Origin of the sequence: Lentilactobacillus parafarraginis DSM 18390 = JCM 14109 (genome assembly GCF_001435895.1) — a bacterium.
GTDB classification, from domain to species: Bacteria; Bacillota; Bacilli; order Lactobacillales; family Lactobacillaceae; genus Lentilactobacillus; species Lentilactobacillus parafarraginis.
On the sequence record NZ_AZFZ01000005.1, the window covers coordinates 65,917 to 86,841 of the forward strand.

General features: G+C 37.4%; 28 protein-coding genes and 1 tRNA gene. 5 read left to right on the forward strand and 24 right to left on the reverse strand.

The window, feature by feature from the left end; translation table 11 throughout:
- Positions 1–3: 3 nt before the first annotated feature.
- The 17 genes from FD47_RS02340 to FD47_RS15630 form a co-directional block, all read right to left on the reverse strand.
- The gene (locus FD47_RS02340) at positions 4–705 is read right to left on the reverse strand and encodes a head maturation protease, ClpP-related (RefSeq protein WP_035180823.1); all 702 of its coding nucleotides are present in this window, start codon (positions 703–705) and stop codon (positions 4–6) included.
- Positions 686–1,834, reverse strand: a complete 1,149-nt coding sequence (locus tag FD47_RS02345; RefSeq protein WP_035180824.1) for a phage portal protein — start codon at positions 1,832–1,834, stop codon at positions 686–688. Before FD47_RS02345 ends, FD47_RS02340 begins: the two co-directional genes overlap by 20 nt.
- A gap of 13 nt (positions 1,835–1,847) precedes the next feature.
- Positions 1,848–2,012, reverse strand: a complete 165-nt coding sequence (locus FD47_RS15625) for a hypothetical protein (protein ID WP_008214368.1) — start codon at positions 2,010–2,012, stop codon at positions 1,848–1,850.
- Positions 2,013–2,072: 60 nt separating this feature from the next.
- Entirely contained in the window at positions 2,073–3,968 is a 1,896-nt protein-coding gene (locus tag FD47_RS02350; RefSeq protein WP_056980001.1) for a terminase large subunit, read from the reverse strand.
- Positions 3,968–4,486 (reverse strand): phage terminase small subunit P27 family, encoded by a 519-nt coding sequence (locus FD47_RS02355; RefSeq protein WP_003636406.1) that lies wholly within the window; start codon positions 4,484–4,486, stop codon positions 3,968–3,970. The genes FD47_RS02350 and FD47_RS02355 overlap by 1 nt, the downstream gene beginning before the upstream one ends.
- A 624-nt stretch (positions 4,487–5,110) precedes the next feature.
- Entirely contained in the window at positions 5,111–5,431 is a 321-nt protein-coding gene (locus FD47_RS02360) for an HNH endonuclease (RefSeq protein ID WP_225352719.1), read from the reverse strand.
- Between the two features lie 112 nt (positions 5,432–5,543).
- Positions 5,544–6,440 carry a hypothetical protein gene (locus FD47_RS02365; RefSeq protein ID WP_054732691.1) on the reverse strand — a complete coding sequence of 299 codons (897 nt, stop codon included), beginning with the start codon at positions 6,438–6,440 and terminating at the stop codon, positions 5,544–5,546.
- Positions 6,441–6,471: 31 nt separating this feature from the next.
- On the reverse strand, positions 6,472–6,801 hold the full coding sequence (locus tag FD47_RS02370) for a hypothetical protein (RefSeq protein WP_003636386.1): 330 nt from the start codon (positions 6,799–6,801) through the stop codon (positions 6,472–6,474).
- 80 nt (positions 6,802–6,881) lie between these two features.
- Positions 6,882–7,295, reverse strand: coding sequence for a hypothetical protein (locus FD47_RS02375; RefSeq protein ID WP_035180828.1), 414 nt, complete (start codon positions 7,293–7,295; stop codon positions 6,882–6,884).
- 2 nt (positions 7,296–7,297) lie between these two features.
- The gene (locus FD47_RS02380) at positions 7,298–7,612 is read right to left on the reverse strand and encodes a VRR-NUC domain-containing protein (RefSeq protein ID WP_035180849.1); all 315 of its coding nucleotides are present in this window, start codon (positions 7,610–7,612) and stop codon (positions 7,298–7,300) included.
- Between the two features lie 277 nt (positions 7,613–7,889).
- On the reverse strand, positions 7,890–10,193 hold the full coding sequence (locus FD47_RS02385; RefSeq protein WP_056980002.1) for a phage/plasmid primase, P4 family: 2,304 nt from the start codon (positions 10,191–10,193) through the stop codon (positions 7,890–7,892).
- 18 nt (positions 10,194–10,211) lie between these two features.
- A complete protein-coding gene (locus FD47_RS02390; protein WP_035180829.1) occupies positions 10,212–10,817 on the reverse strand; it encodes a DUF669 domain-containing protein in 606 nt (201 codons plus the stop codon).
- Between the two features lie 14 nt (positions 10,818–10,831).
- Entirely contained in the window at positions 10,832–12,193 is a 1,362-nt protein-coding gene (locus FD47_RS02395; protein ID WP_056980003.1) for a DEAD/DEAH box helicase, read from the reverse strand.
- 2 nt (positions 12,194–12,195) lie between these two features.
- Positions 12,196–12,873, reverse strand: a complete 678-nt coding sequence (locus FD47_RS02400) for an AAA family ATPase (protein ID WP_035180831.1) — start codon at positions 12,871–12,873, stop codon at positions 12,196–12,198.
- Between the two features lie 2 nt (positions 12,874–12,875).
- Positions 12,876–13,733: a DUF1351 domain-containing protein gene (locus FD47_RS02405; RefSeq protein ID WP_054732694.1), complete on the reverse strand. Its 858-nt coding sequence runs from the start codon at positions 13,731–13,733 to the stop codon at positions 12,876–12,878.
- Positions 13,734–13,752: 19 nt separating this feature from the next.
- Positions 13,753–14,022: a hypothetical protein gene (locus tag FD47_RS02410; RefSeq protein WP_054732696.1), complete on the reverse strand. Its 270-nt coding sequence runs from the start codon at positions 14,020–14,022 to the stop codon at positions 13,753–13,755.
- A complete protein-coding gene (locus FD47_RS15630; RefSeq protein WP_169790555.1) occupies positions 14,022–14,180 on the reverse strand; it encodes a hypothetical protein in 159 nt (52 codons plus the stop codon). The genes FD47_RS02410 and FD47_RS15630 overlap by 1 nt, the downstream gene beginning before the upstream one ends.
- A 118-nt stretch (positions 14,181–14,298) precedes the next feature.
- On the opposite strand from FD47_RS15630, the gene FD47_RS02415 reads away from it, so the two are divergent.
- Positions 14,299–14,490 (forward strand): YozE family protein, encoded by a 192-nt coding sequence (locus FD47_RS02415; protein WP_225352724.1) that lies wholly within the window; start codon positions 14,299–14,301, stop codon positions 14,488–14,490.
- On the opposite strand, the gene FD47_RS14960 is transcribed toward FD47_RS02415, so the two are convergent.
- The 3 genes from FD47_RS14960 to FD47_RS02420 form a co-directional block, all read right to left on the reverse strand.
- Entirely contained in the window at positions 14,459–14,653 is a 195-nt protein-coding gene (locus FD47_RS14960) for a hypothetical protein (protein WP_082402580.1), read from the reverse strand. The two genes, FD47_RS02415 and FD47_RS14960, sit on opposite strands and share 32 nt — an antisense overlap.
- A 102-nt stretch (positions 14,654–14,755) precedes the next feature.
- On the reverse strand, positions 14,756–14,881 hold the full coding sequence (locus tag FD47_RS16060; protein WP_263849841.1) for a hypothetical protein: 126 nt from the start codon (positions 14,879–14,881) through the stop codon (positions 14,756–14,758).
- 12 nt (positions 14,882–14,893) lie between these two features.
- On the reverse strand, positions 14,894–15,220 hold the full coding sequence (locus FD47_RS02420; protein ID WP_054732699.1) for a DUF771 domain-containing protein: 327 nt from the start codon (positions 15,218–15,220) through the stop codon (positions 14,894–14,896).
- A 57-nt stretch (positions 15,221–15,277) separates the two neighbouring features.
- Between FD47_RS02420 and FD47_RS02425 the strand changes: the two genes are divergently transcribed.
- The gene (locus tag FD47_RS02425; RefSeq protein ID WP_054732718.1) at positions 15,278–15,502 is read left to right on the forward strand and encodes a hypothetical protein; all 225 of its coding nucleotides are present in this window, start codon (positions 15,278–15,280) and stop codon (positions 15,500–15,502) included.
- 119 nt (positions 15,503–15,621) lie between these two features.
- On the opposite strand, the gene FD47_RS02430 is transcribed toward FD47_RS02425, so the two are convergent.
- Entirely contained in the window at positions 15,622–16,242 is a 621-nt protein-coding gene (locus FD47_RS02430) for a BRO-N domain-containing protein (protein ID WP_054732702.1), read from the reverse strand.
- A gap of 16 nt (positions 16,243–16,258) precedes the next feature.
- Complete coding sequence (locus FD47_RS02435; RefSeq protein WP_003636363.1) at positions 16,259–16,474, reverse strand: helix-turn-helix transcriptional regulator; 216 nt, start codon at positions 16,472–16,474, stop codon at positions 16,259–16,261.
- 189 nt (positions 16,475–16,663) lie between these two features.
- On the opposite strand from FD47_RS02435, the gene FD47_RS02440 reads away from it, so the two are divergent.
- Positions 16,664–17,371 (forward strand): LexA family transcriptional regulator, encoded by a 708-nt coding sequence (locus FD47_RS02440; protein ID WP_156319438.1) that lies wholly within the window; start codon positions 16,664–16,666, stop codon positions 17,369–17,371.
- A 97-nt stretch (positions 17,372–17,468) separates the two neighbouring features.
- A complete protein-coding gene (locus FD47_RS02445) occupies positions 17,469–17,699 on the forward strand; it encodes a hypothetical protein (protein ID WP_225352720.1) in 231 nt (76 codons plus the stop codon).
- 232 nt (positions 17,700–17,931) lie between these two features.
- On the opposite strand, the gene FD47_RS15705 is transcribed toward FD47_RS02445, so the two are convergent.
- Positions 17,932–19,215, reverse strand: a complete 1,284-nt coding sequence (locus FD47_RS15705; RefSeq protein ID WP_175576983.1) for an S-layer protein — start codon at positions 19,213–19,215, stop codon at positions 17,932–17,934.
- Between the two features lie 236 nt (positions 19,216–19,451).
- Between FD47_RS15705 and FD47_RS02455 the strand changes: the two genes are divergently transcribed.
- Positions 19,452–20,585, forward strand: coding sequence for a site-specific integrase (locus FD47_RS02455; protein WP_054732707.1), 1,134 nt, complete (start codon positions 19,452–19,454; stop codon positions 20,583–20,585).
- Between the two features lie 189 nt (positions 20,586–20,774).
- Here the strand turns inward: FD47_RS02455 and FD47_RS02460 are convergent.
- Positions 20,775–20,847: transfer RNA gene (locus FD47_RS02460), tRNA-Thr, on the reverse strand.
- Positions 20,848–20,925: the final 78 nt, after the last annotated feature.

Here is a 20,925-nt window from a genome sequence, read left to right on the forward strand (position 1 = left end):
AATTTAATTTCCTTCTTTCTTAAATAAAATAGCCAACTTATGTGATCGTAATTGGTCACTAGTTTGGCTATTAGTTTCTTTAGGCTTTTCTTTTACTTTGGTTAACAATGATTTAATTTTACTAATTGCCTGATTACTCAACATAACCGGCGAGAGCATATTAGTAACTTTGGCTGGTTGATCGTCAAACATCATTTCGTCTGCAAATCCTTGCTCAACGGCATCTTTTGCATTGATATAAGTTTCCTTGGCCATCATTTGCATGACTGTTTGCGGATCCAGTCCTGTTCGTTGCACATAAACATTTGCAATTGATTGATCAGTCGAGTTCAAGCCTTGTAAATCGCTGGATAAATCATCTGCATTCCCTTGAGATACAGTGGAAGCCCGATGAATCATTAATTGAGCCGTTGGCGAAATTTTAATCGTATCACCAGCCATTGCAATGACACTGGCCGCACTCGCTGCTAATCCAACAATGTCAACTTCCACATTACCGGTATAATTCTTAAGTGCGGTATATATCTCAGAACCGGCAAACACATCGCCACCCGGTGAATTAATTTCGGCAACAATATTTTGACCATTTGCAGTGCTTAACGCATCTTTAACTGCGGAAGGAGTAACTGTTGAATAGCCAAAGAATTCATATACTTCAGCATCATCATCACTAGATACAACACCTTTAATTGGTACTGTTGTCATTATCATCACCTCCTTCCACTGCTGAAACTTTCAAATCAGGAAAAACTCCCGCTTGTTTCAGAATTGTTTGTGCTTGTTGTGGCGTTAATGCTGGTGACTGACCAGTACTTAATTTAGTAATATTACTAATTAATTGCTGATGATCAACATCAATAGCCGAATTAATATCCATTTTAATGTCGATTCCCAACTTTAAAGACAATTCTGATTCAATTGGCCGAATATATAGGCTCAAACTATTTTGATACAAAGAACGAATCATCTCAATTGATGATTGTTCGTCACCTTGACCATTTAAATAACTATCTGGAACACAAAAAGCCTTGGCAATCTGGGTCTGACTAAACGTGGCATTATTTAATAATTTAGCTATATCCGGATTAATCTGTAAGGAATCAAGCTGAGCAGATTGATCCAAAACAATTGGTCGACCAGCATTCGAACCAGAATTCTGATTCTCAAACGATTTTCTAATATTTTCTTTAGCTTCCGGTTCCAATTTGGCCGCCGGAACCGTAATCGTATAACTAGGCGCAATTGCATTCTTTAAACTGCTCAGTGACAATTGATTACTATAGTTCTGGATGTTAATTTCTTTAGCTAAACTGTTTAGCGGACTGCTACCAACCAATTCAGTGGCAACTTGTCCGGAAACAAACAATCGGAAATGTAAAACGTCGGCAGCTAAATATGTCACCTGCCCTCGGTCATCACCGTAATTAACTGTGTAATAAAGAACATTTTGTTGATTATCTAAAGTAATGCTGACCTGGTAAAACGGGATTAAGGTCAACCCTGCTGGACTTCCATTGCCATTTCGCTGAATTAGAACAAAGGCGTTGCCAGTTAACATCATTTGAGCACTAACTGCTTGCCAAAAATTATAAGCACTCAATAATGTGCTGGGCTGATTTAGCATGTTGCTATATTGGTCTGTTTTAAATTCACAGCTGGCCACATCACCTGCAATTCGATTAATCACCGCATAAATATCACTATTTTGCAGTGCTCCGTCTGCATCCACAGTGTTAGTGGATAACAATGTACCATTTAACATAAATGGTGAATACCCGGTGGTACTAATTGTTTGTGTTTGTTTTGACATAAAATTTTTAAAGGGGTTCAGCATTCAACGCCTCCTTTCACGAAATGACATAGGCTAAAACGATTAAAGCAATCCCGGCCACTACCCAACCTACAATAAAATTAATAAGGCTTGCGGCAACCACAAATGCAATTAACCCAAATAAAAATAATATAAAAGACAGGTTAGTGATTAAACCTGTCCATAGTTGTTTCAGATTCAACTAATCTGCCTCCCTAATAATTTATTCACTACATATATCACCCAACAAGTGTTGAAAATATTAAAAACTAAAATGATCACTGGTAAAGAATTCGTTGACCTCCTCATTACTCATTCCATTAAATGGATTCTTTTTATCTTCTTTAAGGCCATGATTAGGATTTTCAAAATAAAAAAGGGCTTGAGACATGGCATCGATAGTGGCATCGGCACAATCAATTTTCGAAGTCAACGCCGTTCGATCAATTTTAATACCATATGGATTAGCCACTGTTACAGCGTTAGCCAAGCAGGTCTGCAAAATCGGATCAGCCAGCATCTCAATATTTCCCGCAATAAACTGATTTCTCAAAAATACTGTGGGCGAGCTCAAACTAACCGTCCCTTGCTTTAAAGTAATAAAAGGCACTTCTGGCATATTATTATCCAACCAATCAGTAATTGCACTAGCCTGATAAGGATCATAAATGAAGGCCTTAACTTTCAAATGATGATCGTTAACAAAATCCAGGAACCAGCGTCCAACAAAATCTTCATCAATTAAGCCATAAGAATTTTGCGAAATATCACAAAAGCCTAACTTTTCTGCGTTTGAGTAATTAATTCCATCTTGTTTTTCTTTCACAATAATGGAATTATCTGCTCGGGCTAACGGAACAAATGAATGCTGCAAGATGAAATATTTCTTTTGTTCGCCATTCAAATGTGGGAAAACAAAACTATAAGCCGTATCATCTGAAGCATGTGATAAATCAAAACCCACATAGCAATCTTGATTATCAATTTCGAAATCAGAAACAACTGACTTTTGAATATCATCTAGTTTCAAATATTTATCTTTAGCCGTCTGCAACCACATATTGAGGTTACGGTTAATGAAATCATTTAACGTACCGTCTTCCAGCTTAGAATCACGTTCACTAATTAACCCTTTCAGTAGGGTATCATGCTTAGCCGGTAAATCTAGTAATGGATTACTTTTCACCCATGTTTCGGGGTTCTCAACTTCATCTTGGTCATCCTGCTGCCAAATTAATGCCAACGTTGAATCTTCCGTTCGGTTAGAATCTTTTTCCATCACCTTAGTGAGTCGTCTAACATCACTATACATCGGGACTTTAGGGTTACTGTATGCCGTACTGATAAAAAATGTTTGTCGGTTACTGGTTTGAACTTGTCCAGAAGTGACCTTAGAAATCACATCTGAATTAAAGTTTTCATCCCCGTATTCATCCACAGTAGCAAAGAGGAAATGAAAGGCATCTAATTGTGCACTACCAGCTGTCATTCGTAATATCTGGTTTTGAGTCTTCGTGGATTTCAAAACATCATCATTAATCGCAATATTCTGATCCTTGATTAATTTACGAAATCCAGGCATTTCTTGTAAGCTGTTAAAAGTCTGTTTAATGTAACGCCAAGACTTCTTAGACTGCTTATCAACCGGCGCCAAGTAACATAAATCGGCGTTAAACTGGTCACTAGCCTCGACCAAGTAAGCGTAAAGGATCAAGATATTCAATAAATATGACTTACCATTAGTCCGAGCCACTGAAACCATACATCGCTCAAATCGCTTCTGCTTGTCTTCCTTTGTTCGCCATCCCTGAGAAAGGCACAAGATTGCTTGTTGCCAAATCATCAGTGGTATCGGCTTGTTTTGAGAAACATCAGGGCACATGCGTGCGAAGTTACAGATATTTCGGCATTTATCCAAATCATAGTAATACGGAAACTTATCCTCCGTAGATCGTTTTAAATCATTCAAATGTCTAAACGCTGCTAGTTTAATTGTTTTGCAGGCTAACTGTTGACCAGTTAATACCCGGTAACAATAAACAGTGGCCGGATCACGGTATTTGCTTTTGATTTCATCAAAGTAGCCTTTCCCATCAAGCTGCTGAAAGATTTTATCCAAGTTAGTATTTCTTTGAGTAAAATCAAATTCCTGTACCACTAAAACTCACTTCCCCCATTTAACATCTCTTTAATATTGGGTTCCTCATCGTTGTCATCTGAGAGTTGCAGTAATGAGGCTCGTGCAGATGGTGTTAAGCCTAATTCGTGTGCTAAGCTGTTTAATTTTGCCGTAGCAGAATCAATAATTTGTGATGCCGGATTACGTTTCCAGCCTGCGTTGTCTTCATATGTTTCTCCAGTTCGTTGATTGACCACAGTTTTAGAAACTTTGGTGACAACACCATCTGTTTTAATTGAGTCATAGCCTTTCCGCAATAATTGATAGTTAATACAAAACGCTTCAATTGTTCCCTTGTCGGCCTGTTTAACATATCCTGATGCTTGCAAAATTGGTACAAGTTTCGTCCACATTGCTCGCGCATAACTTGACAGATATTTTGGACAACTCTTTTGAATCAAATCCATTCCAGAAGTTTCCGTTATTAGTTTTTGAGTTCTAACTCGCTGATCCTTGCGAGCATGCTTGTCTGTAGTTAGTTTCATTTGTTTTGGCATTTTTTAGTTCACCTCCAAGCAATAAAAAAGAGCCCCCAATAGGGACTCTTTCAATCTGATTCATTTAGACTAATGAATCACAAAAAAATCATTAAACACACTGTTCGAACGTATACACCCTACAATCGTGAAAAAACGTCTAATTATATTAACTTTTAGGAGGGAAATATACATAGTCATTATAGTAGGGTTATTCATATAAGCAATTTGTGAAATTGCGTGCACCCAGTTATAGTAAGCCCATAAAAAAGTTTTGAATTTACAACTTTTAACGTGCGCTACTGCTGGGCGTGCGCTCCCCTAGGCTTTCACCACCCCGGGGGTGTTTAAACATTCACCTAAATTGTATATTTTTTGTAAGATTCAAACAGTAAGCTTTAAACAATTTTTTCTTTATATCTATATCACCCAAAGGAGGTTGAAAAAATTGTTTTTAATAAGTAAACCTCATCAGAAATATTTATTCCGATTACCTACATGATACCACCTGAAAAACACTTTGTCGTTTCACAAAGACATCTTTTTTTAATTTTGTTGATGAAGATCCCCACCATCCAAGAAACGGTACCCACCCCTGAAATTATTACCATCCAAGCTGGCAGGAGTTTCCTACATCAGGGATGTTTATTTCGTGCGTTCAGATAATACTTTAATCCACCAACGTTTGCTGCAGTGTTTGAGTTGGTTTTGATTGAGTGATTGTTCAATCTTGGTTTTCGTATTATGCGTAGTCGGTGACAAGCACCATAAGTTATCCATGTCTAACCATTTATCAACAGATAGTACACGTCTAGGCACAATGTGGTCAACAATAATCTTATCGTTTGAGACTGGCAAGCCAGTGACTGCATCTAAATAATAATCTCGTGCAGCAACAAATTGCCGAATCTTTTTCCATTCCTTTGAGTGATAAAACTGATTCGCTGTTTGATCACGATAGTACATATTGTACTCTCGGTTTCGTGCAGAACTGACTGCATGGTTGGGCTTCTGGTGCTGTGTAACGTGCTCACTGCAATACCTTTGCCCCATTGGTATCAATGCTTGACAGCCAACCTCATGACAGATATGTAGCTTCATATAAGCTCACCTGTCCTTCTTTCGGTACGAACTGTTTACTTAATTCCTGCTGTAAATCAATGATTGAATCAATTAATTTGTATTCATCCAGTTTCAATTGATGATCATTAATTAAACCAAACGATTTCCAAACAATGCCTTGGTATTTCATTCCATATACTTTAGTTGCGTAATCGAATATATCATTGAACAATTCGCTATTGCTGATAAATAAGGTGTGAACTTCGCTGTTTAATGTCATTGGATCGGCGTATTTATTAAGGCAATATTCAAAATCACCTAATACCTTTAGCTTATCTAACGTATCCTGATGATCGAAGACACTTAACTGTTCAGTAAACATTTGTGCATTTGATTTAACGTAAGCTATACGATCATACAATGCATGTTCAAACTTTTTATCAGTCATTGAAAAAATATCCATTGTAGCTATTTTTCCATATTTAAGCAGGCTTTTTACAAACAGTTTGGTTTTATCCGTCGGGAATAATGAAATAACCTTATTCACCAATGAATTCTCAACCGACACTGAACTTTTACAATTTATAGGCACCAATTGTCCAAGTTCATCAGATTTATCAAAATTCTCTACCAATAACGTCTTGTGACCATAATAATCTTCAACCACATCTTTAGCAGCATAGGTAATTGCCCATTGCTTATTTTTAAATTCAGGATTGCTCTTATCAGTAAAAGCTGCGATTAAATTAACTTTGTCTTTGCACTCCCAGTAATGAACTCGTTTTAGCGTCTGCTGTAATAGTAAGTTAAACGCATCATTGGTTGAACAATAAATCGCATAATGAATTCGATTAACCCCATTTCTAAAATTTCGACAATTAGTAATTGAATTAACTAACACTTCATCTTTCAAAGGATCACCACCAATAATTTTGAAGTAACTGTTACACCAAATGATGATATTTCATAGCTTTTAGTACAGCAGATTTACTCATCATCCGTTCTCCGTGCATATTAATTACCTCATCAGCATTTAATTGCTTCTGAATATTTTTAATATCATTGCCATTAATAACCAATTGAGTTAACTTCATCAAGAAATAACGTTGATACTGCTTACTTCTAACAGCATTCCGAGTACTTTTGACCATTTTTTCTGGGGCTATTTGATTAGCATAAGCTTGCAAACTAGACAACTTATTTGCTGGCACATTATTCATTGAACCATTGTATTGACTTTCTAATTCAATTACTCGTTTAACTAGTTCATTCATTTTTAATCCATCCAATCTGTAATATATTCATTTCATGTGGGATTAATCTTATCACGGTTTTACATATCTGGTTACTATCGTCACTCCTCCACACTTTGGATACTTGAGTTATTTAATAAATCCTTCAGAAATTCAGCTTCATCCCGTGTAAATTGTTGTGTGATTTCGCCTCGATCAACGTGTGGGTTACGTACTCCACAGATGAAATACCCACCACGATCATCTACTCGTCGAGATACATACTGTTGCCCATTACTACCAACCATGCCATTCATTTTTAAACGATATTTAGGAACGGATAATTCAACCTTTTCATGATTCAAGATTGCATCCACAACGTTAGCTAAATCATCGCGGTTAGAAATAGTCTCATCATTGGCATATTTATCAATGAATTTGGCGAATTTAGCTATTCTCTTCCAATCAGAAATACTTTCTGCCATTGTGCTTTGGTACATATTGAACAATTCCTTATCAACAATCTTTACTGTCATTTTTATTTACCTCCAATTATTTTTAACGCGTCATCTACAGAACGACAAACACCATATAACACTGGATATTGCTTAATAAATTTGGCAAACCGCTTCTGATCTTCACGTAACTTGCCTCGTTCATTTTTAACTTCAATCAAAATCATTTTTCCACTATGATGTTCAAAACCGGTAATATCCGGCCAACCTTTCGGGAACAAAGCAATAATCCGATTATCTTTGGTAATAACCTTACCTGCATTGCTCCGACACACGGTGCAGTCATGACTTGATAACGCCATTAAAATCTCGTTTTGAATCTGATGTTCTGATTTGATTTTTATCACTCCCACAGGTTGTGAAGGATGTGAAAGATAATGTGAAGGATAAACAAATCGCTGTAATCCTTGTGCCAGTAATGGATTAGCCATTATTTTTTACGTGTGAAGGATAAACCAAAATAAAGTGTTTACTATATATAGTCTTTCTTACTTTTTATATATATACTTTTGATGATTCATCCTTCACATAGGGTAAAAAGAGTAATAATACTTAGGGCGACAAGGGATTTCGAGTTTAATTTATCCTTCACTTATCCTTCACACATCCTTCACATCACTTAATCCAATTCATATTTGGACTAACTTTCAGCTTTATTCCTTGATAAACGTTCCCAACTCTGGAATGTTTCATCTCAAACTTCTGTTTCATTTCACGTCCGAATTTCTGTTTGCTCATTGAGTATTCAGAATTTTCTTTCGACCAGGATTGATACTTTTTGAATAGTTCACCGGCTGGGGCACGATATTCATCACCCCGATCACAACAATCATCCACAAACAAACTCACAACATCCATCTCTTCACGGTATTGCCGACTGGCACGGGTAACGCTAATTGGTGGGTTTAATCCTTCGTGTTGCCACATTAGTGCTCCCTCAACAATCCAGTTAAGAATGCCCACAGATTCACGTTGCAGTTTGTACTTCAAATCCTTATCAACCTTTTCAACTGGAATTTGAACTTTAAATGGAATCAACATTAATCGCCGCCAAATACCATCATCGGTACCCCGAATAATTGGCTTGTGGTTGGTAGCCAACCACAATTTGAACTGTGGTTTAAACTCAAACTCTTTTCCGTAAAGGAACCGGGCAGTTACTTTATCACCACCGGTCAACTGCTTAACTAATCCTTCATCCAATCTCACACCCTCATTTGGTTCACTTGATGTAACTAACCGGGCATTTTCCAGCCGGGCAATATCGGAATTAGCACCGGAATCATTCTGCTTCACCATAATGGATTTAGCCTGCATCGATTTAGCATAGGTTCCGAGAATATCCGAAATCATATCAGTAAAAATACTTTTACCATTGCGACCATTACCGTAAAGAATAAACATCACCTGTTCTTTAATGCTGCCTGTGGATGAATAACCCACAGCTTTTTGAATGTAGTGAATTAATTCTTTGTCACCATCAAATATCTGATTTAAAAACTCCGTCCATTCGGGGCAGTCGATATTATCGGTGTATTCCACACTAGCTTGCTGGGAAAACATTTTATCAATATCGTGGTTTTTCAGAATGCCGTTGGTTAAATCAATGTAGCCGTTGGCAGCATTTAGCAATGTAATATCCTTATCAAACTCGCCATGTAATACCGGCACTCGATGTTGCACCTCGTTTAACATGGCCCGCTTGGCACTGTTTGAACGGCTTTTTCTTAGAAAAGTACGCCAGGCGTTTTTAGCTTTTTCAGGATCGACATCAGCGGCAACCACCAACTTTTCATTTTTCATGTTGTTAACCGTCATATCAACGAATTGGGCTACTTTGCCTTCGTTATCCATTTCCCAATAACTGCCGTTATAGAAATACCAAGATTTATCAATATAGGAATATTTAACCAGCTTGCCGAACACATCCATGAATCGATCAGCATTTCCGGTATCATCCCACGAACGAGGGGGAATTTTCTTAGCCTTTTTGGTTTTGCCAAAATTGATAATGTACTTGTTTAACGGTTCTCGCTGTGGGTTAAAAGTTTCCTGGGTTTCGTTAATGGCTTTGTTCAGCAATCCAATTCCATACGTGGTTTTGCCGTGTTTCTCGTCATATTTTGGCCGCATCAAACTGGATTTTCTGAATATCTCATCCATTTTGTTAAAATCTCGTCCCGTCCAAAACGCTAAATCGTTGGCAAATGCCATATCCGCTTCACTCTGGGATGTATAGAAACCATCCCAACCGCCCTTCATAAACATCTTGAACCGTTTGCCGGTCTTACTTAATTCGGCTCGTCTAACAATTTCATCAATGGATAAATCATTCTTACGGATTGGCGTGTGGTTGGGCAATTTAACCACGTTATCTTTACCCAAGAATTTGGTGTACATCAGTTTAATTACTTGCGGATCCGGGGCATTGATGTGATCCGCATATCTGCCAACCGTATTACCAGTTAACGCGAAGAATCGTCCGGACTCATACATTTCAACGTTGCCTTTGCGACGTCGATCACCAGGAATTTTGCCTTTAAAAATAGCATGAATCCCGGTACCGGATAAACTAATTTCAACATATGATTTTGTCATGGTTAATACATCACGAACGGTATTTTGTTGATAATCACCAGCTTTGAATCGATCCAGTTCATCGGCGATGTGGTCAATATCCAAGCCGACATAACCATTCGCAAAATAGAATGCCAACCCATCCATATCGTACGTTTTCAATGCTCTTAACGCCGTTTGGTAATCAGTCCAACTATTTGGATCATTTGTGCGCCCAGCGCCACCATCGATTGCATTGTGGGGAATTTTCGTGTACTTGTTGCGTTCCGGCTTCCAAATCTTTTTGAAAAGCCCCCATTGTTTCAAGGCCCGCAACTCGTTTGGTATGTTTTCATATCTCAATTTTTAATACCCCCGAATTTAGAATGGTAAATCATCATCAGAAATATCAATCGAATCACCGGAATTGGCGAATGGATCATTATTGGCCGCCGGTGCATTATTCTGTGGTTCACTATTTTCAGCGAATGGATTATTGCCATTTTTTTGATCTTTCCATACATGTGCCACTTTAGGAAAATCAGACTTTTCAAAATTCCACGGGGCTACTTGGTTAACATCTTTCTTTTCACCGTTGTAATCATCAACGCCTTTTTTGACATATACTTTTGCCGGGCGGTTGGCAATCGCTTTGGTAAAATCTTCGATTGAATTAATCGGTTGGCCTTCGGGGATGCCCACAGCTTCCAAAATGTATTGAAAACTCTTGGTATCGTATTGGTTCGTTTTTTTACGCTTCCAGTTATCCATAAATACATGGCGGTTTTGGTATTTGGCGTTTGTGTTTGCCAATGCCTTCACCCCGTTCAAATCGTTACGAACGACTAAATCCAGTTGTAAGGATTCGGCACCACTCGGTGTTGCCTTTTCCTGTGCTGATTTGATTACCATTTCATAGGTACCTGTTGGCAGTGCCCCGTAAGTTTGGTGTTCATTGTTTGAGTAGTCTGTTGTAATAAAAGCCATAGTTTGTTATCTCCTTATTTTTTGTTTAAAAGTCCCAATCGCTTACCCTGCATATAGGCCCAACCGGGCTTATATCCACGGGCTTTTGCAATCTGATATAATTCGCTCATATTCTGGGCATTTTCCGGTTTCATCTTGCCGAGCTTAACAGTTGTGTAGTCGGTAGTTAATTTGAACTCACCAACTTTTTCAAGTTGTTTAGTGGCATCCACATCCATTTGTTCGGTTTCAACTTGAATTTCTTTCCCGCATTGTGGGCAAACATGGCACTGGGCGGGAATTACTGCCCAACAATGGGGGCATGTTTTAATCGGCGTTGACGTTGTATTATTGCTTCGTTTTTTCTTAGGTCGTCCTTCAAGGCTCCATTGTCGTGGAGTATCAGGCAGACCAAAACGGGTATAGTTAGCTGCATGATCAATGATAGTGGCCATTTTATTTGGCAAATATCGCATACAACGCATTGTTGCTTGAATATCAAATACCAAGCTTTCAGTTGGCCGTGCGATTACACAACACGTACACTCTTTGACGTCATATCCTTCATCAACCAATCCAAAGTTACATAGAACAGTGATCTTTCCCTTTCTAAAATCACTCATAATACGTTTTCTTTCGTCACTAGGAGTTTTAGAATCACAATGTTTTGCACTGATACCCGCTTTTCTAAATTCAGCCGCAATTTGTTTGCTATGTTGAGTATCATGAGCATAAACAATGGTTCGCTGTCCAAATGCTTTATCCATCCAAGTTTTAACAATATCGCCATACAGAGTGGGCTTTGCTGAATCACTAACAGATTGATTGGTATAATCGCCAGTGCTTGATTTCTTTAGCTTTTCGTCATTAAACAATGTCACACTGTAGTATTTATATGGGCTTAGTTTTTTGTGTTCAATTAACCACTTAACCGTGGGGCCTTTGACCATAGCAGAATAAATATCGTCAAACCCTGCTCCGTTCATTCGCCACGGACTGCCTGAGAATCCAAGCCTAGGAACATCCGAATAGTATTTAAAAATTTTTAAATATGTTTTTGCCCGACTATGTTGCGATTCATCGCAAATAATTAAGTTTGGTTTAGGCAAGTGATCTAATCGATTAGCAACTTTGCCCACTGTCATGATTGTGCAATTCATCAAATCAACATCTTGTTTCTGAAAAGATTGGGTTATTTGATTCACGAGTTCCTGTCTGTGGACGAAAAACATGACTTGTCCACCTTTAGCAACTGTTAATCTGGCAATTTCTGCAATAATAACTGACTTACCACTTCCTGGTGGTGAAACAATTAAAACACCATGATTGCCTTCAGCAAGCTTTTGACGGGTTTCGTCTACTAATCGTTGTTGATAATCAAATAATTTAAATGGCAATACTATTCACCGCCAAACATAAATAAGTCCTTAGCAGCACACATGGTTCGATTGTCCAAACGATTTTTGGCATAAATCGAGTCATTTCCTTGCAGCATAACGCCACGACCGTTAGTCTTCGGATTAATAATCAACCGACCAACCACATCACATAATCCCAACATTCCGTCCATCACGCTTTGACGAATTTCGGGTGCATATTGATTAAATTGTTGACCATTTTCAGTGGTAATCTGGCGTTGCGTCTCCCAAGCTGTAGTTAATACATTAACTGGCAACGCGTAGATAGCAGTCATTACTCTCGAAAAATAATTAGTCCACTGTGAATAATCCTGCAATTCATTTGAGATGCCATTATGGCTACCCTTACCCTTTTCCACAAACCAATCTTTTTCAAAGCTTGACACATTATCAATAACTAAATTGTCGTAACCAACAATCAATTCTGATGCCTGTTCAAGATACTGCTTCATGTCTTCTTCGGGGTGAGTTCGATCCATTTCATCGACTGTAACGTTGCTAATGCCAGCTAATACTTTAGCGGAGTTATCCAAATCAAAAATTCTAGTTTTACCAGGTAAATATTTAACACAAGTTGTTTTCCCAGTTCCGGGTTTAGCATATAGAATGACTCGCCAATTCAAGGTTCGCTGCAAATCTTTAGCTTCAATCGTCTTCATGATTAAGCACCTACTCTTTGATAACGAATTTGGTTACTATCCATGAAAGCCCTCAACAGTTTCATTTGTGGAATTGTTGCCGTTATTTTTAAAGACACTGAATGGGAAACAACTTCGCCAGTGTTGGTATCAATCGTTTTACCTTTCTGCTGAACTTGATGTGTTTGTGCTTCCGCTGCTTGCGCTTCCAGAGTCTGCTGTTTTTGTTGATTTAGATTGACCTGATGATCAATTGCTGTAATTAAATAATTAACATCCTGGCCTTGCTTTAATTGATCAATCCAACCAGCTGGATCAATGTGATAAGCTTGAGCATATTTAGTAATGGTTTTAATGCCTGCTTCCAAATCATCGTGCTTCTTTTTGACATAACCCATCACGTCAGCAATGCCTTCGGTTACTTTCTTTTTAGTGGTGGTTTTATTTAACCAAGTAGGATCAATATCAATTTCGCTTGGTTCAACATGATAATTAGGTGCCATTTCAGCAATCAGAGCATTAACATGCTTCAAACGAAGCTGACGCTGCTGCTCTTCCAATTCTTTTAGCCCAGCGTCAATTGGGTTAATCGATGAATCTAAAGTGGCTTCTAAGTCTTTAATTTGAGCTGCAAACCGTTGATATGGTTCAGCATATTTTTTTCTAATTTCCTTACGTTTATCATCAAGAGCTTGCTTCAATTTCCGAAGCTCTGCCCGGCTAGACTTTGATTCTTTTTCTGTGGAAGCTGTTACTGCCATTCCTTGATATTTATTGGCATATGCTTCTACAGCTGTTTTTAATTGATCAAAATTATTAATTGTAATCACAGGTAGCTGATAGTCAATCGTGTATTCTGGTAGGGATAATTCATTTGCCATTTATATTTACCTCCATCTTTTAATGTAAATAGTGTCGTTGATCAATTGAATTCTTCATTTCTGCAATTTCTTTTCTTTTAGATTTTGTGATTCTGCCACAGATTAATCTAATTGGTTCGGGATAAATTGGGACTCGTTCTTTCCGCTTCTTCATAAAATCCTTGTCGGTCCCAGTTACGACGTAAGTCGGATACTTTATGCTGAGCTTTCGCATAACGTCGGCACGAGAGACACCAGTTTCTAATATTTGGGAATCCATTACACCAACTGCTTTCCAAAATTTAGTCATTATTCCACCTCGTGATGTAAAATATATTCAGATAGTCGTTGTTTTTCTTTATCTAGGATAAAGAAATATGCCAACAAGCTATGATCGTTTTCCACGGGTGTGCGTCCAATAATCATATTCAAACGTTTGATACGGTTCTGTATTGTTAATGTTTTCATTCTGATGACCCTCCAGGTGTTATAATATTAGTAGTTATAGTCCACCCATTTGCGGCAGTGGGCTATTTAGTGCATATAATTAAGGTGGTGAATTTTTATGGATTTTTACAATTGGTTAATGCGCTTTAAAGACGTTAGCTTACCAGTTGGTGATGTAGCAAGAGAAATAAGATCTGATAGATCGTTTCCTAAGGGAAATTTAGATTGGAAACATTTAAAAGAATATCTTAAGTCAATTGGTTTTTCAGATTCCAAATTAGAAATTGTTAAAAACGTCTTCAACTATTATCTAGCGGAGAAAAGTCGCTAATTAATAAAATCCAGTAATCATTTGGAAGCTTCATATTTTCTTGGCCATATTTGCCTCGTATTTCAGTATTGGCATAAAGGCCACCATGGAACAGTTGGGCTTCCTTTCTTTTTCTTAATTCACCTATTAATTCAGATGTCGAATACTTTTGCAATTTATTCATCGATATGATTCCTTTCTATTTTTTAGTGACGCCCAGTTGGTATAAAGTATTCAATGACCAAGGCTACCAAAAATAATAAAATTAGTACTTCCAAAGATTCCATTAATCAAACCACCCCTTCCAAAAGGTTTTTGGATTCGCTTTATACTTCATATACTCAGTCCCAACCCAAAAACCAATCGCACTAAAAATTACATAGTCTAACCACTGTGGTAAAATTAGAACCATTTTTATACCTCCTTACCAGTTAAATTCATTCCAATGATCTTCCAAAAACTGTTGCATTCTGGTAGCTTTAAATAGCCACGGACTACCTTTACTTCCACGATGAATCAACTCTCCGCGATCAATCATTGTTTGTATTTCTCTTGAATATTTTGGATTTTCCAAGAAATTTTCTTTTAACCATTGTGGTGATTTGTTCCCACACCATTTACGAAGATCGTTTAAATTCCAAGTCCGTCCAAAGGTTGATTCCCGTTTTAACTTTTGGTAATCTTCCTTATTTATCAATTCAAAATTATCAGGAATTTGAATTGATACTTTAGCACTAATGACTTGAGACATTTTGTCACTTCCTTTAGTTGTATACTTGAGTTATTCCAATTGATTGAGGTGAAAATTGTGACAAACGATGAATTTGATGAAAAATACGCTGAATTTTTAAACAAGTTTGACGACATGTTTGATGATGAAGAGAACATTGAGCGGATACGTGAAGATGTCAAAAATGGCAATCCCAACGACGACTGGACGAACAAAATGTTTAAATTTATTCAGCAGTATGAGAATGAACGAACTAACAATTTGGTTCGTATAGCTCTGAAAGAATTTTTGATAAAAGATTAAATGCTCTTTTACGCGATTCTTTTGTCATTGGCACGATTTTTTCCTTATTGCACTCCTTGCTACCACAAATGGCTCGGGGTGTTTTTTCTGCGTCTTGGTTCACTTTATTCACCTCTTCTCTATGCTGGCTGTGCCTTCGCTAAACTTGCATAAATCGCCTTACTTACAGACAACCCCAGGTTATAGCGATCATTAACTTCCATCAGCTTCACGGTGTCGTCTAAAACAGTTTCCCGATCAACTAACATTGCTGGCGTCATTTCTCCTTTCTTTATCATCTTTGGATAGCCATATTTTGTTGAAACTGCTTTATTGGCCACAGTGTTAGCTTTGATAAAGTTAACTCTTACTGGCCGTTTCAAGCCGTCTCTCAATCGTTTCATGGCATCCTTCTGGTGTTGTTTGTCCATCATGCGAAATACTTCGAAGCCCTCGATTCCAGCGGATTCACGTAATTGCTTAATGACGTTGAAGACCCATCGTTTAAATGATTTGGCCTCTGGCTTACGGCTCGAAAAGATTGCATCGTAAATACCAAATTCACTAACTACAGAAGTCAACTGCTTTCGATTCAAGGAATCTAAGATGGGGTACTTTGAAAGTACGTCATCATCAAGACGTTGATTCAGTTTTCGAGTATCCAGAGACAATGCTTGCGCAATATCTGATAGTACTGCCCACCACTCACCTTCTACTTCCACAAAACGAATCTCATGATCGTTCCAATTTTCGATTTTCATTTAACTCATCTCCTTTCTATGCTGGCTGTGTGGACGAATCCGGAGTAAATAAAAACTTGAGTTCATATTCAGGAAAAAAGCTTTCTTGAATTTTTAAAGCTTCACTGAATTTGAATGATGACGTTCCATTAATTTTGTCAGCGATAGTCTGGTAACGAACATTCAAAAGATCTGCCATATCAACTAAAGTTACATTTTTCTTCTTTCGAATTTCTTCTAAATTATTTAACATAATATGACTCCTTCCTAATACGAATTTTCGTATGTTAGTTTAAAAAATAATGGCTCTTCATGAGCACATTTTTATAATATACGAATTTTCGTATTTAGTCAATACCAAAATTCGTATTTCTTTAAATTCGTTCATTTACATACGATTTTTCGCATGATATAATAAAACATGTTAAAGGAGGAAGCAAGCATGAACAAGGAAGATTATTTAAAAGATTTAATAGAAATAAAATCTGGTAACGTTAAAGCTTTTGCCGATTCTATAGGCATGGCTTATACAACTATCCGATCTATTCTGGATCGCGGCATTATGAATGCTAAAATGGAAAATATAATAAAAATATGTGATGGATTGGGAATCAAACCAGAAGACATTGTCAAGTTAGAAAGTTCAGTCGTTAGTGATACCAATAAAATAATGCTTCAGCTCCACCCTTCACGCCAAGAAAAAGTTTACAATTATGCCAGTGATCAATTAGACGAACAGAATAATGAAAAAATATCTTCAATGTTTGATCACAAACCTATGATTGAAATTCCTGCTGGGCGTTCAACTGCTGCCGGGTCTCCTATTAACGGTGAGGATCAAGATACCCAATTAATCCACAAACTTATTGCTGGTGAAAAAGTTCCTGCCGGTGCAGATGAATTAATTACTGTGGATGGTGATTCAATGGAACCGCTCTTAAAAAAGGGTAGTCAAGTTTTTATCCACTACCAGCCAGAGGTTGAGAATGGTGAAATTGCGATCGTCCACATTCGTGATGTTGGTGTTACTTGTAAAAAGTTTTATGTAAATGAGGACAATACCGTTACCTTAAAATCAATTAACAAGGCATACGATGACATGGTGTTTGATTGTGATGAAGTTAATGTAATCGGTAAAGTGATTTTATGAGCTCCCAAATGTGGGGGCTTCATTTAAAGTTTTAAAAGAACATATGTTTCGACTAACCAGGTGGTTTGCTTAGGTTCGAGTCCTAAATAGTCAATATTTGACCGAAAAAAATAACCAACGTTCTCTGGATAAACGTTGGCCACAGGAAAGAATCGATCGTGAAGCAGCTAATATGTATTACAAATTTCTAGTAAACATCCACGATAAAATCAGTAGCAATTTTAAAGGACTTGCTCAACATGATCCTAATAAATGGCGACACTTTATTTCAGTTAACGAAATGCTTGATCAGTTGGAAGAGTCAGTTGTTGAGCTAGATTTTGAATAAAAGGGCTAATACACAAGCTTTGCAGCAAACAATAATTATACACAGTAAACTTTTTCAGGTTGGTACTGTAAGGTATCAATCTTTTTGCATGCAAATAAAAAAGCACCACCTCTCGGTGATGCCCGTGAATTTCATCTCAATGCATCATAATGAAATCCTTGAAATCTTAATTAAATATGATTCAATTCCCAATGTACAAAACTAAAGGAATAAATTTCTAAAACTAAGATAACTACTTACTATATACAACAGCAACATGTGAGCCATAAGTTGTATCAGAAGGTGTCTTTAAAGTATAAGTAGTTCCATCCTTAGTTGTAATGGTACCTAAACCTTGAGCTTTAAGCGCAGCCTCAACTTGAGCACCGGTTACAGGTAATCCCTTAGTACCGGTCAAAGCAGTAACTGCCTTGCCAAACAATGAACTAGCGTTTTCTGGAGTTTTGATATCTGTATTGATGTTTAAAGGTTGATAACCAGTGTTGTCATAAGTGTAAAAGTTAAAGTTAACTGATGCATCTGCATTTTTAGTTACATAGTAAATATAGCTTGAACCCTTTGTAGCTGCTGTAGGTTCTGTGCTCCAAACACTTGAATCATTTGCAGCTGGTCCATATCCTGCTGGTGCATTATTAATTACACTGTACTGACCATTTGCATCTTTAGAAGCGGCAAGGTTGTAAACATAATTACCGTCAGACAATTTTGTGACGTTACTACCTGTGGCTACAATTGGGAAGACATGGGTACCAACAGTCTTACCAGTTGCTTTATCAACGTAGTTTACAGTAACACCTTCAGAAGCTGGAACATCGGAAGTTGACTTCAAAGCAGAAGCAAGAACCCAACCACTGAACTTAGCATTAGTAACATCGTTTACATATACCCAAGTATCTCCTTCACGTGTACGTGTAGCAGCCTTAGTTACTTGTAAAAGATCGTTAGCATATGGAGTACCATCAGTTACAGTACGACCAACTTTGTATTGAGTATAACTTGGTGCTTTATAAGTAGTTGCAGTACCGTCATTTGCAGTACCGGCTTTAGCTAACTTGTAATAGCCAGTGGTTGAAAGAGTTGATGGAACAGATGCATCCTTAGTAGTAGCATATGAAGCTACACCACCAGCAAATGTTGAAGCACTCTTACCACCATAAACCCAGCCACGATATTGCTTATCGAATGATACAACTTTGTAGTAAACTGAACCACGGTTTGTAGTAGCAACACGATAAGCACGTAAGTTGTCTTGTCCTTGATTTGAAGCAGCTAATTTCTTAGCAGTAGTTGTAGTAGCAACAACCTTAGCACCCTTCAAAGTACCAGCCTTGGTATAAAGAGCGTTAGTACCAGTAAATGTAACGTTACGAGTAGTAGCGTCTGATGTCAAAGCTTTGTTTGATGTAACTTTGGCATATGATTTTGCACTAGCATTTGTGCTAGATACACCGGCAACAGCTACAAATGATAATGCAGCTACACCAGCAAAAAGAGTCTTTTTCAATGACTTTTTCATGTGTAATTTCCTCCCAAAAAAATTGTTTTTTCAAGCTACCTAGGCATGCAAACACATGCCTCAACTAACTTGCTGTAAATAGTATAACATAATCAAGGTTGAATGCAAAAGAAAACAGGAGTTGTAAAGGCTTTAACATTTTTTTGTAATCTATATGCCATGATAATTAATAAATGATCGCTCTATTAAGTAGATTCCCCACTATGTGTTAGTATATTATCCAAAGGAGGGTAATAATGCCATCAATACGTAAACATGGTCATGGATACCAAGTAAGATACTACTATTATGATGCCAATGGTCAGGAACACGAGAAAACAAAGAGCGGCTTTAGAACTAAATCAGCTGCAAAACTATTTGCGAGTCAATTAGAAATCGATATCCACAATGGTTTGGATCTCGTTCCTAAAGATCCTAAGTTTGCTGACTATTTTGACTATTTTTATCACACGTACAAAGAGCCTAAGATTGAAAATCAGACTAAGAATCGCTATAAAATAACTAGTCGAGTATTGCATAATTATTTCGGTGATGTTACTTTAAAAAGTATTGACCGACCACAATATCAAGCATTTATTAACTTCTATGGCCATTCTCATGCAAAAGATACTGTTTATAAAGTCAATTCACTAATTAGAGCAACCGTTCAAAATGCCATCCTTGACGATCTGATTCATAAAGATTTCACCCAGCGAGTCAGTCTTATTTATGACAAGTCACGTGATAAGCATGTGGAATACCTCAACGTGGCTGAGATTAAGCGTCTCATCGCTTATTTGGAGAATCACTTAAACTATCACTTTACCTCCACCTTTATGATCCTGACGGCCGTTTTAACTGGTGCTCGCTTGGGGGAAATTCAGGCATTAACTTGGAATGACGTTAATTTTAATTTTAAAACGATTAGCATTACTAAATCTTGGAATTCATCCGAAGGCGGTGGATTCAAAGATACCAAGACGGCTGGTTCAAATCGAATCATTGCAGTTAATGACGAATTGCTGAAATCATTAAAGGTCTTGAAGGATCACAATAATGGAGAACTAATTTTTGTTAATCAATATAAATCCATTCCATCATCCTCTGCCGTTAATAAAAAGTTGCGTTCTATACTAAAAGACTTAGGAATTCAAAAACAGGGCTTTCACTTTCATTCTTTACGACACTCACATGTAGCTTACCTACTATCTCGAGGAATTGACATTTACATCATTTCTAAGCGTTTAGGCCATGCTGACGTATCCACAACAACAAAGATTTATTCCTATTTAATGGATGAATATAAAGCAAAAAACGATCAACAGATTCGTGAAGAGTTAGATAACCTTTCCTCTCATGATGAAACTATACCAATCAAGCGGAACCTTTAATAAGGTTCCGTTTTTATTTTGTTATTTTACTCTGTATCAGGTTAAACTTCTTCTGCCCGTTTGACCGTTATTTGCCCGTTATTATTTATATTTTAATACTTTCTAGTACGTTTTTATAAATTAAAAAAATTAGGAATGCCTATTTAACAGCATTCCTAATTTTAATATTTCTTCTAATTTGCATAAAACTGCCGACTGCAGGAGTTGAACCTGTGACCCTCGGTTTACGATACCGATGCTCTACCAGCTGAGCTAAGCCGGCGAAAGATTATTGAAAAATGCTAACCAGGGTTAGCATTTATAATCAATCTCCGGCAGGCGGGCTCGAACCGTCGACAAC